The organism is Streptomyces luteoverticillatus, assembly GCF_003970715.1.
GTDB lineage: Bacteria > Actinomycetota > Actinomycetes > Streptomycetales > Streptomycetaceae > Streptomyces > Streptomyces abikoensis.
This window is the reverse complement of the sequence record NZ_CP034587.1, coordinates 2752868-2767754: the sequence shown is the minus strand read 5'-3', so window position 1 is coordinate 2767754 and position 14887 is coordinate 2752868. Positions and strand designations below refer to the sequence as shown.

Genomic DNA, 14887 nt, shown 5'->3' with positions numbered 1-14887 from the left:
ACGGCCCGCGAGCCCAGCTCGCGGGCCGTACGTCTTTTTATGTACGTCTTTCCGTGTACGTCTTTCCGTGACCGGGGCGGTCAGGGCCTGTGCAGGTGCAGGGAGTGCAGGACGGTGGTGATGCCGGCCTTGACGCGACGCAGCAGTTCCTGACCGTGATGGGTGGGCCGCAGCACCCTTGCCGACGACTGGAGTACCCCGGAGACGTATACGTCGGTGGACACCTCGCCGGCCATCCACTTCCGTCCCGATTCGATGATCGCCGATTCCTGCTCACCCATGACCGTTCCCCCAACTGTCCGTAGCCGCACATCGACTGTAGTGAGCCCCGGGCGGTCGCGCGTGCCTATTCACTTTTCCTACCCCTTGCTCGGGCTGCCGTCACCTGATCGTTCACCGCTCGGCTGCTCCGGTAGAACGGGAAAGTGGGGGAGGAGGGCGCTCGATGTGCCGTACAGGGCCGCGTAGACCCAGACGTAGTATTCGGACACCTTGTCCCGGGAGAGCTCTCCGGGGTTCGGGGCCTCGATGAACAGGATGCCCTTCAGTTCCGCGCCCGCGAACGCTCCCGACACGATGGAGGACCGGTACCCGCCGCCGAGCGTCACCGTGAGATTCGCGTCGCGGTCCAGGATGTCCTCGGTGTAGACGGGACTCTTCCGGCCCTTCTCCTTCATGGCGTCCATCAATTCGCCGAATTCCCTGGAATCCTTCCCGAACTCGTTCGGCAGGCCGTTCTGGCCACCCGAGACGGCAACTCTTTTGAGGCGCTCGTTTTTTCTGTCGTAAAGGTAGTAGGCGACCCGCACATCCCCGGTCAGGTTGTCCGCCAGCAGCGGGGTCAGGCGCTCATGGATCTGAGCCACCTTGGTCGGCGCCTCGTGGGGCTCGACGATGCAGTCGCCCATATAGGTGATCACCGGCGCCAGTAGCGCCTGCTGGCGCTCCCTCTCGGCGATGCGCTCCCGCTCCTGCTCGGCACGGTCCTTTCGGTGCCGCAGGAATGCCCACCCGGGAGGCACTGTCGCCAGGGCGGCGGCGAGGGCGTACCAGAAGGACTGCGCCAGGCCGTGGGTTTCCCTGGCTATCCAGTTGGCGATCAGAACAAGCGCGGGAGGCAGGACGGTGCACGCAAAGAAGAGCCAGTTATACAATTTCGATTTAATCGGGGTGTTCGGCATCGTACCTTCTTTGCGAGGCCCGGGGTTCCGCGAGGGGCCATTATCCCCGAGCTCTGCGCGCACCTCTCCGCTGAGGCCGGTGTGAGGTATCGGTACGGCAGGGAAATCGAAGTAATCCGGGGGCGCATTCCTTATTCATGCGCCCCCGGATAGCATTCGTGCGCCCGCGTCGGCGCTGATGCGCTGCGCGCGATGAGGTACTCAGAGCACGATGAGGTACTCAGAACAGTCGCGCCATGCCCACCGACACCGGGGCCACCTCGGTCCAGCCGAACTTCGCGTAGAGGTGGCGGGCGTCCCCGTCCGCGATCAGGGAGACATAGGCGCCCTCCGGCGCCCGGCGCTCCAGCTCGGCCGTCAGGGCCTCCATGATCCGCTTGCCCAGGCCCTGGCCCTGGTGCTCGGGCAGGACGCAGATGTCGACTATCTGGAGGTGACAGCCGCCGTCCCCGACGATCCGGCCCATGCCCACCGGCTCGGGGTCCCCGTCCTGCAGGACGAGCACTCCGAACCAGGTGTTGGGGAGTCCGACGGCCGATCCCTCGACCGATTTCGCGCCGAGGCCCGTCGCGGCGCGCAGGGCACGATAGGTCTCTATCGCCGGTACACCCGGGCGGAGTTCGTAGCTACGGTTCGTAGTGGTGCTGCTCGCTTCGTCGCTCACGCGCGGAAGGGTAGCCGCCGTGCAACCGCCGGGCCGGAGGGGCCCTCTTCCTGAGTGACATAGGGGGTGGCCGGTGAACTGGACACGAACTGCTGTCGCCGTGGTGGGCACGGGCACGCTGTGGCTGGGCGGGTCGGCCGCGGCCGTCGCGCACGACGCGCACCGGGGGATCTATGGATCCCCTGGGACCCGGGGGATCCAGGAGACGCGGGGGGATCCCGGCGGGGTGCAGGTGCTGCTCAATGGGGCCTTCGGCAACCGGCCCGGTGAGCTCATCGACATAGACGTCCGGGGGCTGCGGGCCGGGTCCGGTGTCAGCGTCACCTCGCCCGTTTTCGACAGCCGCGTGCCGCTCGCGCCCTATGACAATGCCGGTGACCCCGGCGCCACCGGTCCGGACGGTGGTGAGGGGCTGCACGCGCGGCCCGCGATCTCGGCGCGGGCCCGGCCCGGGACGTATCCGCTGCGCGTCCACGCCGGTGGGCGGGTCGTCGCCGAGGAGCAGGTGGAGATCAAGGCCCCGCGCCGGCCGGAGTTCCGGGTGGGCATCAAGGACGACGTGCTGCGGCCCGGGGAGCAACTGGGCGTCTCGTACGACGATCTCTACCCGGGGGAGACGGGTGACTCCTTCGCCGTCGCCTCGCCACTGCTTCCCGCGCCGGTTCCGCTGGTGCACGATCCGCGTGGCACTCATTGGAACAACCCCCGGATGTTCACCGCCCTCGTCTCCGTGCCGCCGGACGCCAAGGACGGCACGTACAAGATGACGCTGACGGCGCCCGGCGGGCGGCGCGTCGACGAGAAACCGCTCGTCGTGCGGGCCGCCCGCGTCGGCGACAGCGACTACGTGGGCAGGGCGCGCGGCCCCGCCTTCTTCCCCTTCGACGGCCGTCCGGAGGCCGCCCGCGCGTACGGCCACCGGGTTCCGCCCGGCGGCACGGTCAACGTTCTGTGGCGCGACGCCGCCCCCGACCCCGGCGAGGACGACCGGCTCACCGCGACCTCGCCCGCCTTCGAACGCCCGGTTCCGCTGCGGCGCGACGACAGCAAGGCGAGCGACGGCGACGACCCCCGCTACTACGGGCCCGCCCGGGTCCGGAGGGGGCTGGAGCCCGGCCGCTACGCCGTGACCGTGATCAGCCACCACGGCCGGGTGAAGCGGACGGGGCATCTCCAGGTCACCGGCGCGACGGTCGGGGCCCTCGCCGCGAAGGCGGTCGGTGACGACGGCCCCGACCCCATGGTGATCGTCGCGGGGACGGGCGCGGGGCTCGCGGCGCTGGGCGTCGGGGTGGGGACGGTGGTGCTGGTGGTGCGGCGTCGGGGGCGGGGGCGGGGCGGGCCGGACCCCGGCGGGGGCTGCGCTCTTCGCGGTTCCTGGTAACACGTCACCGCTTGCCCCGCACCTCGCACCAGCGGCGAAGAACGCCTTACGCCCCCACCGGGGTCCGTCCCGCCCCGCCCCCTCCTCGCCGTGTCTGCCATGCCCGCCCCCGGATGCGGATGCGGATGCGGATGCGGGTGCGGTGGATGCGGGTGCGGAGGGTGGGTTGCTTGGGCTCGGTCGGCTCGGTCGGCTCGGTCCAGCTTGGGGGAGTGGTGAGGAAGAGGAGCATGTCTCTACGGTCGTTGTCGGTGTGGTGTGGCGTCCAACACCTGGTGGGTGGCCATTCACGCGCCTGTGTTGTTAACTGCCGTGCGTGTCCTCGTCCTACGCCTCGTTCTCTGTGGAACCGCGACTGCTGCGCGCCTTCGTGACCGCGGCCGAGGAGCTCCACTTCACGCGCGCCGCCGCGCGGTTGTACCTCGCCCAGCAGGCGCTCAGCCGTGACATCCGGCGCCTGGAGCGCGAGGTGGGCGCCGAGTTGTTCTCCCGGACCACGCGCGTGGTCGCGCTCACCGCGGAGGGGGAGCGGCTGCTGCCGTACGCGCGCCGGGTCCTCGCCGCGTACGAGGAGTTCGCGACGGCGTGCGCGGGGGAGAGCCGCCCCCTGCTCGTGGACGTCGGCGGCCCGGTGAGCACCGGTCGGCGCGTGCTGGCGGAGGCCCGGCGGACGGCGCCCCGGCTGGAACTGGTGGCCCGCTATCAGTCCGGCCTCACGGGCGCGGTCGAGCGGATTCTTGCGGGTCGGCTCGATGTGTCCTTTGGGCGCGTCGGTGGCCTTTCGGCTGACGTGCGGGCCGGGTTGGAGTTTTTGCCCGTACGGCTGGAGCGGATGACCGTGCTGCTGCCTGATGATCACCGTTTGGCCGGGTGTGACCGTGTGTCGCTGGACGCGCTGCGGGGCGAGACGCTCTACGCGGGCGCGGGCAACCCGGACACGGCCGAGTGGACGGACCTCGCGGAGCGGCTCTTCGCCGGCCGGGGCATCGCCGTGGCCGAGCCGTTCCCCGGCATCGAGGGTGAGGAGGAGTTCGTCCGCGTCATCCGGAAACGGGGGTGGGCGGTGCTGGCGAGCGAGGAGTTCATCGAGGTGCCGGGGATGGTGCTCAGGCCCCTGGTCGATCCGGTGCCATTGTCGCCCGTGGCGATGGTGTGGCGGCGGGGGCTTCGTCATCCCGGGCTGGACGCGCTGCGCGATGTTGTACGGGAGTTGGTGGACTTGCACGGGTGGTTGGAGCGGCCCTCGGGCTCGTGGTTGCCGGAAGCCGACGCGGTTGGAATGCGTGTGAGTTGAGCGCTGTTGTAGACCGTCATGACGGATGTTGATCAGAACGCAAAGCGCTCCTTTCTCTTTCTGCTGGGCAGCGGCCGCGAGGGCGGCAACACGGAGGCACTGGCACGGGAGGCGGCTGCCCAACTCCCCTCCGGTGTACGGCAGACCTGGCTGCGGCTGAGCGACTATCCGCTCCCCCCGTTCGAGGACCTCCGCCACAGCGAGGACCGTACGTTCGCCCCTCCGGCCGGCAACGAGAAGCTCCTGCTCGACGCCACGCTCGACGCGACCGACCTGGTGATCGCCTCACCGGTCTACTGGTACAGCGTCTCGGCCAGCACCAAGCTCTACCTCGACTACTGGGTCAACTGGCTGAGTCTCCCCGAGCTGAGCTTCCGCGACCGGATGCGGGGCTCCACCCTCTGGGCCGTCGCCGCCTCCAGCAACGAGGACCGCACGATCGCCGAACCACTCCTCGGCACGCTGCGCTCGTCCGCCGCGTACATGGGCATGCGGTGGGGCGGGGGACTGCTGGGTTCCGGGACCAGGCCGGGGGCGGTGCTGGAGGACGCGGGGGCCGTGGCGGAGGCCAAGGGGTTCTTCTAGTCGCGGCCGGGGTCTGTGTCCGGTCATGGCGACGGGGGTAACTCCGCCAGGAATTCCGTCCAGGCGGGACGACTGAACTGCAGGATGGTTCGACGCGGTGAATTCGAGTCGCGTACCCATACCTTCCGAAGATGGTAAGCGACTTCGACGCATTCGTTGTTGAGGCCTCCGCTGAAACTGCTTCTGTGCCAGTGCAGACGAGGGATTCGGTCGCCCATGTGAGTCCCCTTCCGGCTGGGTGCCCCATCCAGAATGGCAACCCAACGTTGATCAGGGAAGGGGAGTCACGGCGGGCTGCGGGATATCGCTGGAACACAGTATTTACACGCATATATACAGCTACAGTTACGGCCGTGCGCCTCATCCTCTAACCTGGGCCCAACTGCTTCCTCTGTCGGAGGACGTCATGATGAGCGCAGATGCCACCGGTCCGCCCCGGAACGTGAGGCGACTCCTGTGGGCGGTCTACATCCTTGCCGCCGGTATCGCGGCGACCGGAGTGGGAGTGCTGGCGGCTTCGGTCGCCGGGCGATCGGTCCTGGTGCAGGTCGTGGCCTCGGGGCTGGCAGTACTGGCGGCAGGGGTGGTCGCACCGACCTTGCTCAGCCTGGTGTTTCGGTTGTGGCCTCCTCGCCGTCCAGCCCACCCCCCTGCTGCTCCGGCACGCCGACAGGCGGACTCCCGGCGCTGAGAAGGGGCGTGCGCCTGGAGGCGCGTGATCGACGCCGGACGGCCGCCGCTGCCACCGCAGATGTCCCGAGGGAGCAGGAGAGCACCGTCGTCAGCACCGCCCCCGGGTCGGGTATCAGCAGGAGCACCACCGTCAGCGGCGCCGAGACGACCACCAACGGTGGCACGGTGACCAGCAGAATCAGATGGAGCGTCCTGCGGGAATCCGGTAGGACCTCCCGCAGGACGACGTGGACGGCGTCCCAAGCGTCCTTGACGTGCTGCCTGGTGCTACCACTGGCCATTTTTCTGCAACTCGTTCGCATGTCCCCGTGCCGATGGCGCGGCCGTGGCGGGGCTGACTGTGCACTTCACGACATACTCCGATATCAACCGACTTCTGATCGGACGCCCCGCTGCCCTGCAGCTGCCGCTGACGTGGGGACGAATTTCGCTACGTCATCACGCCGACCTCTTCCTGCGGTGTGGTGACGGGCTGTTCGCTCAATCCTTCGATCGCGTTGTCCACCAAACGGTGGAGTTCCTCTCGCGGCGCCAGTCGCTCCAGCTCCCAGAAGCGTTCCAAATACATTGCGGTCGCCTCGGGGGCGTCACTGAAGACGGATTCCCCTGTGTATTTCTCCAGATAGAGAATGTGGTCGATGTCCCCGTCGAACTCGAGCAGGACGAAGGGGCCTTGCAGGCCGACGTGCGCGCCGGTCCTGAACGGGACGACCTGGATGGAAACGCCGGGGCGGGCGGCCATTTCCTTGAGCTGGTTCAGTTGCCCTCGCATCACCCTGGGGCCGCCGACCCACCGGTGGAGCGCCGCTTCGTCGATGATGAAGAAGAACTCCGGCCGCCCGTCGCTCTCCAGGAGCTCCTGGCGCTGCTGCCTGACCTCGATCAGACGGTCGAGCCGGTCGCCCGCGACATCAGGTGCGAAAGCGAGGTTCACCGCCCGGGAGTACTCCTCGGTCTGCAGCAGGCCGGGGATCAGCAGTGGCTGGTATGTGCGCACGATGGACGCGGAGGTCTCGTACGACAGCAGGTCCAGGAACGGTTTCGCGAGCAGCCCTCGGTACTCCCGGTAGGGCATCTTCCGGCTGGCACGAGCCAGCGACAGGAAGAACTCCACCTTCTCCGGGTCGGTGATCCCGTACTCGCGCACGAGTGCCCGAAGGTCGTTGGTGGAGATTCCCACCTGTCCTGCTTCGATACGGATGAGCTTGGAGGGGCTCCAGTCCATCCGTTCGGCCACTTGGAGCTGAGTGAGCCCTGACTTGGTGCGCGCTTTCTTGAGCTCCGTGCGTAGCTGTTGCCGCTGTACTACGGCACCCGGAGTAACCACGATTGCTGGTCCTTCCCGCACATCAGGGCACCGTGGGACGCCCTAATCTGCAAGCTAGCAGTTTGGGTGGTGCTTGTCGGCCCCTGGCGCTTCGGCAGTTCAAACCGACAGATGGCGCTGACCAGCGAATTCAACGCTGATCACCAAGCCGATCATGGCATGCGGCCAGCTGGCTCAGTGGGCGCCATCTGTCCTCCGGTCGGCTGATTGCCTCGGCCCTTCCCGCAAGGTCGATCTTCGCTCTGATGCACTTCTGTCGCCTATTTTGTGCGGCCGATTCGGCACTATCCCTGGTCAGGGCGACTTTTGGATTCATGGGCGCGCGGCCCGGCGCCCTCGCCGGCCGATGCGCGATACGGGTGATCAAGCGCTCCCGAGGCACCAGGGCCTTCTCGGCGAGAGGCGGCGGCCCTTGTCCCGCGCTGCGGATCGTCGTGTGGTGAACGTCGGTCGACTGCCCCGTAAAAGAAGGGGGAGCAGTTCGTACATCCGTGTCCGTGGCACTCCGTCAACAGGCGTGCCACGTCTCCCCTGGACGGCCGACCCCTGACGGGCGCTCAGGCGGCGTCCGGACACCCGGGGGGCCTGGCGGAAACCCGTGATCCGCCCCTTCCCGCCGTCCGCCCCACCGGGCACCCTGTAACGGCGGGGATCCCGGGGAACACTCATACGGAAAAGGTGACGCATGGCACCGGCCGCGGCGGCCACGAATGGTCTGAGGTTCGACTGCGGGCGGCTCTGCCTGGACCTGCTGGCCACCGCCGAGCCACCGGACCGGCTCGACGGCGCCCGGCGCTTACGGGCGTGGCTGGCCGGGGCCGGGGTCGTCCCGCCGGGCACGCCGCTCGACGCCGTGGACGGCGCGTGGCTCGCGCGCTTCCAGGCCGCCCGGGAGCTGCTCGCGCGCGTCGTGCACGCCGAGCTCGACGGGGACGGCCGGGTCGCCGGGCCCGACCTGGAGCGGGTGAACGCCCTCGCCGTCACCGCCCCGCCCGCCCCCGTGGCCGCCCGGGGCGCCGACGGGCGGCTCGTCCGGCGCCTCGCCGGCGCCCCGGACTGCGGCGCGCTCCTCGGGCAGGTCGCCCGCGACGCCGTCGACCTCCTCACCGACCCCGTCGCCCGGGGGCAGCTGCGCCGCTGCGAGGGCGAGAACTGCCCCCTGATCTATCTCGACACCTCCCGCGGCCGCCGCAGGCGCTGGTGCTCCAGCGAGGTCTGCGGAAACCGCGAGCGCGTGGCCCGGCACCGCCGCCGCGCCAGCGAACCCCTCCCGGTGGGCGACAAGGCCTGACGCCACCCCCAGGCGGTGAACGGAGGGCCGCCGCCCTCCGTACTCCTGGTTGAAGGGCCATGGCACGGCCACGGCCCGGCGGCGACACCCCGGCCCCGCGCTCTCGACCAAGGGGGAAGCCTTGCGCAAGGATGCCGTCGTGGCTGACAGGACCAGTCCGGACGAGGACCTGATGCGGTCGCTCTACGAGGAGCACGCGGGTCCCCTGCTGGCCTTCGTCCTCCGGCTCGTGGCGGGCGACCGCCAGCGGGCGGAGGACGTCGTCCAGGAGACGCTGCTGCGCGCCTGGCGCAACGCCGACCGGCTGCGCGGCGCCACCGGCTCCGTACGGCCCTGGCTGATCACCGTCGCCCGGCGCATCGTCATCGACAACCACCGCAGCCGGCAGGCCCGGCCCCCCGAGGTCGACCCGGGGCCACTGGAGCTGCTGCCCGCCGCCGACGAGATCGACCGGGCACTGCGCCTGATGACGATCTCCGACGCGCTGGGCGACCTTTCCGAAGCCCATAGAGAGGCCCTGATCGAGACCTATTTCAAAGGACGTACCGTGAGCGAGGCGGCGGAAGTGCTGGGTGTACCCGCCGGGACCGTACGGTCCCGGGTGTTCTACGCGCTGCGCTCCATGAGGCTCTCGCTCGAGGAACGAGGAGTGACGGCATGAACCGGCCGGCACCGCACCATGAGCACCCGCACCGCGACGACGAGCACACCGCCGTCGGTGCCTACGCGCTCGGCGTGCTGGACGAGGCGGGCACCGCCCGTTTCGAGGAGCACCTCGCCGGCTGTCCCCGCTGCGCCGCCGAACTGGAGACGCTCATGGGCCTCACCATCCCGCTCCTCGCCGAGCTCAAGGAGGCGACGCCCGACCCGGCGGCCCTCGCGCCCGAGCCCCGCCCCCAGCTGCTGGACCGGCTGCTCGACGATGTCACCGTCACCCGCAGGGCGCGGCGCACCCGCCGGTTGTGGCTGGTCGCCGCCGCCGTCGCCCTGATCGTCGCCGGGCCGTTCGCCGGCGCCGCCCTCACCGGGCAGGACACCGGGCACGGCCACACCGGGGTGAGCGCCGCCAAGGAGATGTACGACGAGGGCGAGAAGTACGGCGGAGTCACCGACCCCGTCACCAAGGCCAACGCCACCGTGTCCCTCCAGGACAAGGCCTGGGGCACCCACGTCGCGCTCAAGCTCGGCAATGTCAAAGGGCCCCTGACCTGCGATCTCGTCGCCGTCGCCAAGAACGGCCAGGAGCAGGTCGCCACCACCTGGGCCGTCCCCGAATCCGGCTACGGCATCGACAAGGGCGACAACAAGACCGGGAGCCCCTCCGGGTACCCGACGGCCACGGAGCCCCTCTACACCCACGGCGGCGTCGCGTTCAACGAGAAGGACATCGTCCGCTTCGAGGTCCGCACCCTCGACGGAAAGCACCTCGTGACCGTCAATATGTGATCCGTCAACAGCCGACACTCGTGGCAAACCCCTCATGTCCTGACAGGTGCGCTCACTACCCCTGTTCGCGTACGGTTGACGGCTGCCCTACGCACAGCAGAAGGGGGCCTGGGTGGCCGCGCAGAACGCCACACACGCGCACGTGGCGACAGAAACGGCGACGGAGTCCGAAGGGATCCGGGACCGTGAGATCGGTGCCGAACAGCACCATCTCGACCGGGTGTACCGACGCCTCGAGGAGAAGATCCACGAGGCGGAGTTCCTCATGGACGACGCGGCCAAACGCGGCCAGGTCGGCACCCCCGGAGCGCTCGCCGAGCGCGACGCCCAGGTGTTCCGCGCCGGTGTGCACCTCAACCGGCTGAACAACGAGTTCGAGGACTTCCTCTTCGGCCGGATCGACCTCCTCCTCGGCAAGGACGGCAAGAAGGGCCCCGACGGCGCCTACACCTCCGTCGAGCCCGCCGACGACGCCGTGCGCGGTGACGAGGCCGAGATCGCCGAGACGCTCCACATCGGCCGCATCGGCGTGCTCGACGCGGACTACTCGCCGCTCGTCATCGACTGGCGGGCGCCCGCCGCCGCGCCCTTCTACCGGTCCACCCCGGTCGCCCCCGGCCGGGTCGTCCGCCGCCGGGTCATCCGCTCCAAGGGCCGCCGGGTCCTCGGCGTCGAGGACGACCTGCTCCGCCCCGAGCTGCGCGCCACCCTCGACGGGGACGCCCTGCCGGTGGTCGGCGACGGCGCCCTGATGGCCGCGCTCGGCCAGGCCCGCAGCCACACGATGCGCGACATCGTCGCCTCCATCCAGGCCGAGCAGGACCTGGTCATCCGCGCCCCCGCCGCCTCGGTCACCGAGGTCGAGGGCGGCCCCGGCACCGGCAAGACCGCCGTCGCCCTCCACCGCGCCGCCTACCTCCTCTACCAGGACCGCCGGCGCTACGCGGGCGGCATCCTCGTCGTCTCGCCGACCCCGCTGCTCGTCGCCTACACCGAGGGCGTGCTGCCCTCGCTCGGCGAGGAGGGCCAGGTCGCCATCCGCGCGGTCGGCAACCTCGTCGACGGCGCCGAGGCCGAGGTCTACGACGAGCCGGACGTCGCCCGCGTCAAGGGCTCCTCCCGGATGGTCAAGGTGCTGCGCAAGGCGGTCCGGGGCGCCCTGGACGTCCCCGCCTCCGGCGCGGCCGTGCCCGAGCGGCTGCGCGTCGTCGCCTTCGGCGCCCGGATCGAGCTGGGGGCCGACGAGCTGCGGCGCGTCCGCAACACGGCCCTCGGCGGCACCGCCCCGATCAACCTGCTGCGCCCCCGCGCCCGCCGGCTGATCCTGGACGCCCTGTGGTCGAAGTCCGGCGGCCCCCGCCGCTACACCGACCCCGAGCTCGCCGCCGAGGCCCGGTCGGCCTTCGACGAGGACATCACCACCGAGGACTACTTCATCGAGTTCCTCGACGCCTGGTGGCCCGAGCTCACCCCGCGCCGGGTGCTGGGCTGCCTCGCCGACGAGAAGCGGCTGAACCGCTGGGCCCGCCGGGACCTCAACCCCCGCGAGATCCGCAAGCTGGCCCGCTCGCTGCGCCGGCTCGACGCGGCCGGCAAGGGCCCGCTGTCGGTGCACGACGTGGCGCTGCTGGACGAGCTGGAGACGCTGCTCGGTGTCCCGGCCCGCCCCAAGAAGCCCCGCGAGGCCGACCCGCTCGATCAGCTCACCGGGCTGGAGGAGCTGATGCCCCAGCGCACCGAGTCCCGTCGCGAGCGCGCCGAGCGGCTGGAGCGGGAGCGCCGCGACTACGCGCACGTCATCGTCGACGAGGCGCAGGACCTCACGCCCATGCAGTGGCGGATGGTGGGCCGTCGCGGCCGCCACGCCACCTGGACGATCGTCGGCGACGCGGCCCAGTCCTCCTGGTCCGACCCCGACGAGGCCGGCGCCGCCCGGGACGAGGCGCTGGGCACCCGCCCGCGCCGCCGCTTCCGGCTCACGGTCAACTACCGCAACCCGGCGGAGATCGCCGAGCTGGCGGCGAAGGTGCTGGCGCTGGCCATGCCGGGGATGGAGTCCCCCTCGGCCGTGCGCTCCACCGGCATCGAGCCGCGCTTCGTGGTCGCCGGCGCGGACCTCGCCGCGTCCGTGCGCGCGGAGGCGGAGCACCTGCTGGCGGACGTGGACGGCACGGTCGGCGTGGTCGTCCCCATGGGCCGTCGCGTCGAGGCCCGGGAATGGGTGGCCGGGCTGGGCGACCGCGTGGTGGTGCTGGGCAGCCTGGAGGCCAAGGGCCTGGAGTACGACGCGACGATCGTGGTCACCCCGGCCGGGATCGCCGACGAGTCACCGGCCGGTCTGCGGGTGCTCTACGTGGCGCTCACCCGGGCCACGCAGCGGCTGACGGTGATCTCGGGGGAGCGGGACGACCCGGACGAGCTCGGGGTGCCCGACCTGCTGCGCGACTGAAACGGGCGCGACTGAAACGGGCGCGACTGAACGGGCCGAAAGGGGCCGCTACGGGCCCGCCGGCGTGGGCCGGATGGCCGGACCGGTGCGGCCGAACGGCCTGTTCCGGCCGCCCGTACGGCCCGATCCGCCGGCGGAACGCTCCGCACGGAATCAGTTCCGCGGACTGTTTGTTAGCCTGGTTACGACACCGGCTCGATCCAAGCCCCCGGGCCCAACCTTCGTCGCTACGAGCGACCACTTGCCGCGAGGCGAGCATGGCGGGTCGGTGTCGCTCAACACGTACCGGCGGGCGTTCTTCCTATGCGGAAGGGCGCCCGCCGGTTTTTGTCTTCCCAAGTTTCCCAAGATTCCGGAAGCTTTCTTCCGGAATGAGGGCCGGGTTACCCCCTACTCACCGGTAGGTGGGACGATCGAACGTCTCGTCCTCCACGGGACATGTCGCGTCTTCGTGACGTGAACCACGCCGAAGCGATCCAAACAAGCGAAGAACAGCGAAAGCAGGGGAAAGCGGCCATGGCAACGGCGCCCAGCGTCTCGTACTCGATGACGGTCCGGCTGGAGGTTCCCGCGTCGGGGACCGCGGTCAGTGAGCTGACCACGGCCGTGGAGTCCTCCGGCGGGTCCGTGACCGGCCTGGACGTGACCGCTTCCGGCCACGAGAAGCTGCGCATCGACGTCACCATGGCCACCACCTCGACCGAGCACGCCGACGAGATCGTCGAAAAGCTCCGCGGCATCGAGGGCGTGACCCTGGGCAAGGTCTCCGACCGCACGTTCCTGATGCACCTCGGCGGCAAGATCGAGATGGCCTCCAAGCACCCCATCCGCAACCGCGACGACCTCTCCATGGTCTACACCCCCGGCGTCGCCCGCGTCTGCATGGCCATCGCCGAGAACCCCGAGGACGCCCGCCGCCTGACCATCAAGCGCAACAGCGTCGCCGTCGTCACCGACGGCTCCGCCGTCCTCGGCCTGGGCAACATCGGCCCCAAGGCCGCCCTCCCGGTCATGGAGGGCAAGGCCGCCCTCTTCAAGCGCTTCGCCGGCATCGACGCCTGGCCGATCTGCCTGGACACCCAGGACTCCGACGCCATCGTCGAGATCGTCAAGGCCATCGCCCCCGGCTTCGCCGGCATCAACCTCGAGGACATCTCCGCCCCCGCTGCTTCGAGATCGAAGCCCGCCTGCGCGAAGCCCTCGACATCCCCGTCTTCCACGACGACCAGCACGGCACCGCCATCGTCGTCCTCGCCGCCCTGACCAACGCCCTGCGCGTCGTCGGCAAGAACGTAGGCGACGTCCGCGTCGTCATGTCGGGTGCGGGCGCGGCCGGCACCGCCATCCTCAAGCTCCTCATCGCCGCCGGGGTGCGGCACGCGGTGGTCGCCGACATCCACGGCGTCGTCCACACCGGCCGCCCCGACCTCGTCTCCGCGAGCCCGGACTCGGCGCTGCGCTGGATCGCGGACAACACCAACCCCGAGGGCGTGACCGGGACGCTGAAGGAGGCCGTGCGCGGCGCGGACGTCTTCATCGGCGTCTCCGCCCCCAACGTCCTGGACGGCGAGGACGTCGCCGCGATGGCCCCGGACTCGATCGTCTTCGCGCTGGCCAACCCCGACCCCGAGGTCGACCCCGGCATCGCCCGCAAGACCGCCGCGGTGGTGGCCACCGGCCGCTCGGACTTCCCGAACCAGATCAACAACGTGCTGGTCTTCCCCGGCGTCTTCCGCGGCCTGCTCGACGCCCAGTCCCGCACCGTCAACACCGACATGATGCTCGCCGCCGCCCGCGCCCTCGCCGACGTCGTCGCCGAGGACGAACTCAACGCCAACTACATCATCCCCAGCGTCTTCAACGACAAGGTCGCCGGGGCCGTCGCGGGTGCCGTCCGGGAGGCCGCGAAGGCCGCCGGGGCCGCTGTGACAGGCACCACGACGGCCTGACGCACGGCGCGTCGAGTGGCGCGACGCCGCTGGGCCCCCCATAAGGTGTCGGGCAGACATCCGGCCGCAGAAATGCGGCCACATCCGAGGCTGTGGCAGCTGGCCGTGGCGCTTTCCGTGTGACTCTCCAGGGTGCCGGATTGGCTTTCCCGCCACTGGTGGGGGCAGGATGCGTAACCGGGCGCGAGGGTCTGGCATACGGACCCGGGTCCGGGGACTGTCCGAGGGCCCTGGCAGCATCGGCTTCGATCTCACGCCTCATTGGCAAGAAGAACACGGGAGTACAACATGAACCGCAGTGAGCTGGTGGCCGCTCTGGCCGACCGCGCCGAGGTGACCCGCAAGGACGCCGACGCCGTTCTGGCCGCGCTCGCCGAGACCGTCGGCGAGATCGTCGCCAAGGGCGACGAGAAGGTCACCATCCCCGGCTTCCTGACCTTCGAGCGCACCCACCGTGCCGCTCGGACCGCGCGCAACCCGCAGACGGGCGAGCCGATCCAGATCGCTGCCGGTTACAGCGTGAAGGTCTCCGCGGGCTCCAAGCTCAAGGAAGCCGCGAAGGGCAAGTAAGCCTTCAGCTCGAAGGGCGGCCACCCCGCGGGGTGGCCGCCCTTTTGGCGTATC

General features: G+C 70.2%; 14 protein-coding genes and 1 pseudogene. 9 read left to right on the top strand and 6 right to left on the bottom strand.

Going from position 1 to position 14887, the window contains the following annotated elements:
• Positions 1-80: 80 nt before the first annotated feature.
• From EKH77_RS11980 to EKH77_RS11970, 3 genes are all read right to left on the bottom strand, one after another.
• Positions 81-281 carry a hypothetical protein gene (locus EKH77_RS11980; protein WP_126914381.1) on the bottom strand — a complete coding sequence of 67 codons (201 nt, stop codon included), beginning with the start codon at positions 279-281 and terminating at the stop codon, positions 81-83.
• Between the two features lie 78 nt (positions 282-359).
• The gene (locus tag EKH77_RS11975) at positions 360-1181 is read right to left on the bottom strand and encodes a hypothetical protein (RefSeq protein ID WP_126914380.1); all 822 of its coding nucleotides are present in this window, start codon (positions 1179-1181) and stop codon (positions 360-362) included.
• 220 nt (positions 1182-1401) lie between these two features.
• The gene (locus EKH77_RS11970; RefSeq protein WP_240667322.1) at positions 1402-1845 is read right to left on the bottom strand and encodes a GNAT family N-acetyltransferase; all 444 of its coding nucleotides are present in this window, start codon (positions 1843-1845) and stop codon (positions 1402-1404) included.
• 73 nt (positions 1846-1918) lie between these two features.
• Here EKH77_RS11970 and EKH77_RS33355 point away from each other — a divergent pair, with 73 nt between their 5' ends.
• The 3 genes from EKH77_RS33355 (at position 1919) to EKH77_RS11960 (ending at position 5108) form a co-directional block, all read left to right on the top strand.
• Positions 1919-3229 (top strand): hypothetical protein, encoded by a 1311-nt coding sequence (locus EKH77_RS33355; protein WP_206279846.1) that lies wholly within the window; start codon positions 1919-1921, stop codon positions 3227-3229.
• A gap of 316 nt (positions 3230-3545) precedes the next feature.
• Positions 3546-4523 (top strand): LysR family transcriptional regulator, encoded by a 978-nt coding sequence (locus EKH77_RS11965; RefSeq protein WP_240667321.1) that lies wholly within the window; start codon positions 3546-3548, stop codon positions 4521-4523.
• Between the two features lie 18 nt (positions 4524-4541).
• Positions 4542-5108, top strand: coding sequence for a flavodoxin family protein (locus EKH77_RS11960; RefSeq protein WP_126914379.1), 567 nt, complete (start codon positions 4542-4544; stop codon positions 5106-5108).
• Positions 5109-5131: 23 nt separating this feature from the next.
• On the opposite strand, the gene EKH77_RS11955 is transcribed toward EKH77_RS11960, so the two are convergent.
• From EKH77_RS11955 to EKH77_RS11945, 3 genes are all read right to left on the bottom strand, one after another.
• Complete coding sequence (locus tag EKH77_RS11955) at positions 5132-5326, bottom strand: DUF397 domain-containing protein (RefSeq protein ID WP_126914378.1); 195 nt, start codon at positions 5324-5326, stop codon at positions 5132-5134.
• Positions 5327-5710: 384 nt separating this feature from the next.
• Positions 5711-6082, bottom strand: a complete 372-nt coding sequence (locus tag EKH77_RS11950) for a hypothetical protein (protein WP_126914377.1) — start codon at positions 6080-6082, stop codon at positions 5711-5713.
• A gap of 149 nt (positions 6083-6231) precedes the next feature.
• The gene (locus tag EKH77_RS11945) at positions 6232-7128 is read right to left on the bottom strand and encodes a helix-turn-helix domain-containing protein (protein ID WP_164737787.1); all 897 of its coding nucleotides are present in this window, start codon (positions 7126-7128) and stop codon (positions 6232-6234) included.
• 685 nt (positions 7129-7813) lie between these two features.
• Between EKH77_RS11945 and EKH77_RS11940 the strand changes: the two genes are divergently transcribed.
• The 6 genes and pseudogenes from EKH77_RS11940 to EKH77_RS11910 all read left to right on the top strand — a co-directional run bounded on the left by EKH77_RS11940 (position 7814) and on the right by EKH77_RS11910 (position 14833).
• Positions 7814-8419: a CGNR zinc finger domain-containing protein gene (locus EKH77_RS11940; RefSeq protein WP_126914375.1), complete on the top strand. Its 606-nt coding sequence runs from the start codon at positions 7814-7816 to the stop codon at positions 8417-8419.
• A 121-nt stretch (positions 8420-8540) separates the two neighbouring features.
• Positions 8541-9080, top strand: a complete 540-nt coding sequence (locus EKH77_RS11935; RefSeq protein WP_126914374.1) for a sigma-70 family RNA polymerase sigma factor — start codon at positions 8541-8543, stop codon at positions 9078-9080.
• Positions 9077-9865 carry an anti-sigma factor family protein gene (locus EKH77_RS11930; RefSeq protein WP_126914373.1) on the top strand — a complete coding sequence of 263 codons (789 nt, stop codon included), beginning with the start codon at positions 9077-9079 and terminating at the stop codon, positions 9863-9865. Before EKH77_RS11935 ends, EKH77_RS11930 begins: the two co-directional genes overlap by 4 nt.
• A gap of 142 nt (positions 9866-10007) precedes the next feature.
• Positions 10008-12314: a HelD family protein gene (locus EKH77_RS11925; protein ID WP_240667319.1), complete on the top strand. Its 2307-nt coding sequence runs from the start codon at positions 10008-10010 to the stop codon at positions 12312-12314.
• 516 nt (positions 12315-12830) lie between these two features.
• A pseudogene (locus EKH77_RS11920) lies at positions 12831-14263 on the top strand (NAD-dependent malic enzyme).
• Positions 14264-14551: 288 nt separating this feature from the next.
• On the top strand, positions 14552-14833 hold the full coding sequence (locus EKH77_RS11910; protein WP_071961969.1) for an HU family DNA-binding protein: 282 nt from the start codon (positions 14552-14554) through the stop codon (positions 14831-14833).
• Positions 14834-14887 lie beyond the last annotated feature (54 nt).

Coding starts and splice junctions, on each gene's coding strand:
- EKH77_RS11980 (WP_126914381.1), bottom strand. CDS start 281: ATGGGTGAGCAGGAATCGGCGATCATCGAATCGGGACGGAAGTGGATG.
- EKH77_RS11975 (WP_126914380.1), bottom strand. CDS start 1,181: ATGCCGAACACCCCGATTAAATCGAAATTGTATAACTGGCTCTTCTTT.
- EKH77_RS11960 (WP_126914379.1), top strand. CDS start 4,542: ATGACGGATGTTGATCAGAACGCAAAGCGCTCCTTTCTCTTTCTGCTG.
- EKH77_RS11955 (WP_126914378.1), bottom strand. CDS start 5,326: ATGGGCGACCGAATCCCTCGTCTGCACTGGCACAGAAGCAGTTTCAGC.
- EKH77_RS11950 (WP_126914377.1), bottom strand. CDS start 6,082: ATGGCCAGTGGTAGCACCAGGCAGCACGTCAAGGACGCTTGGGACGCC.
- EKH77_RS11940 (WP_126914375.1), top strand. CDS start 7,814: ATGGCACCGGCCGCGGCGGCCACGAATGGTCTGAGGTTCGACTGCGGG.
- EKH77_RS11930 (WP_126914373.1), top strand. CDS start 9,077: ATGAACCGGCCGGCACCGCACCATGAGCACCCGCACCGCGACGACGAG.
- EKH77_RS11910 (WP_071961969.1), top strand. CDS start 14,552: ATGAACCGCAGTGAGCTGGTGGCCGCTCTGGCCGACCGCGCCGAGGTG.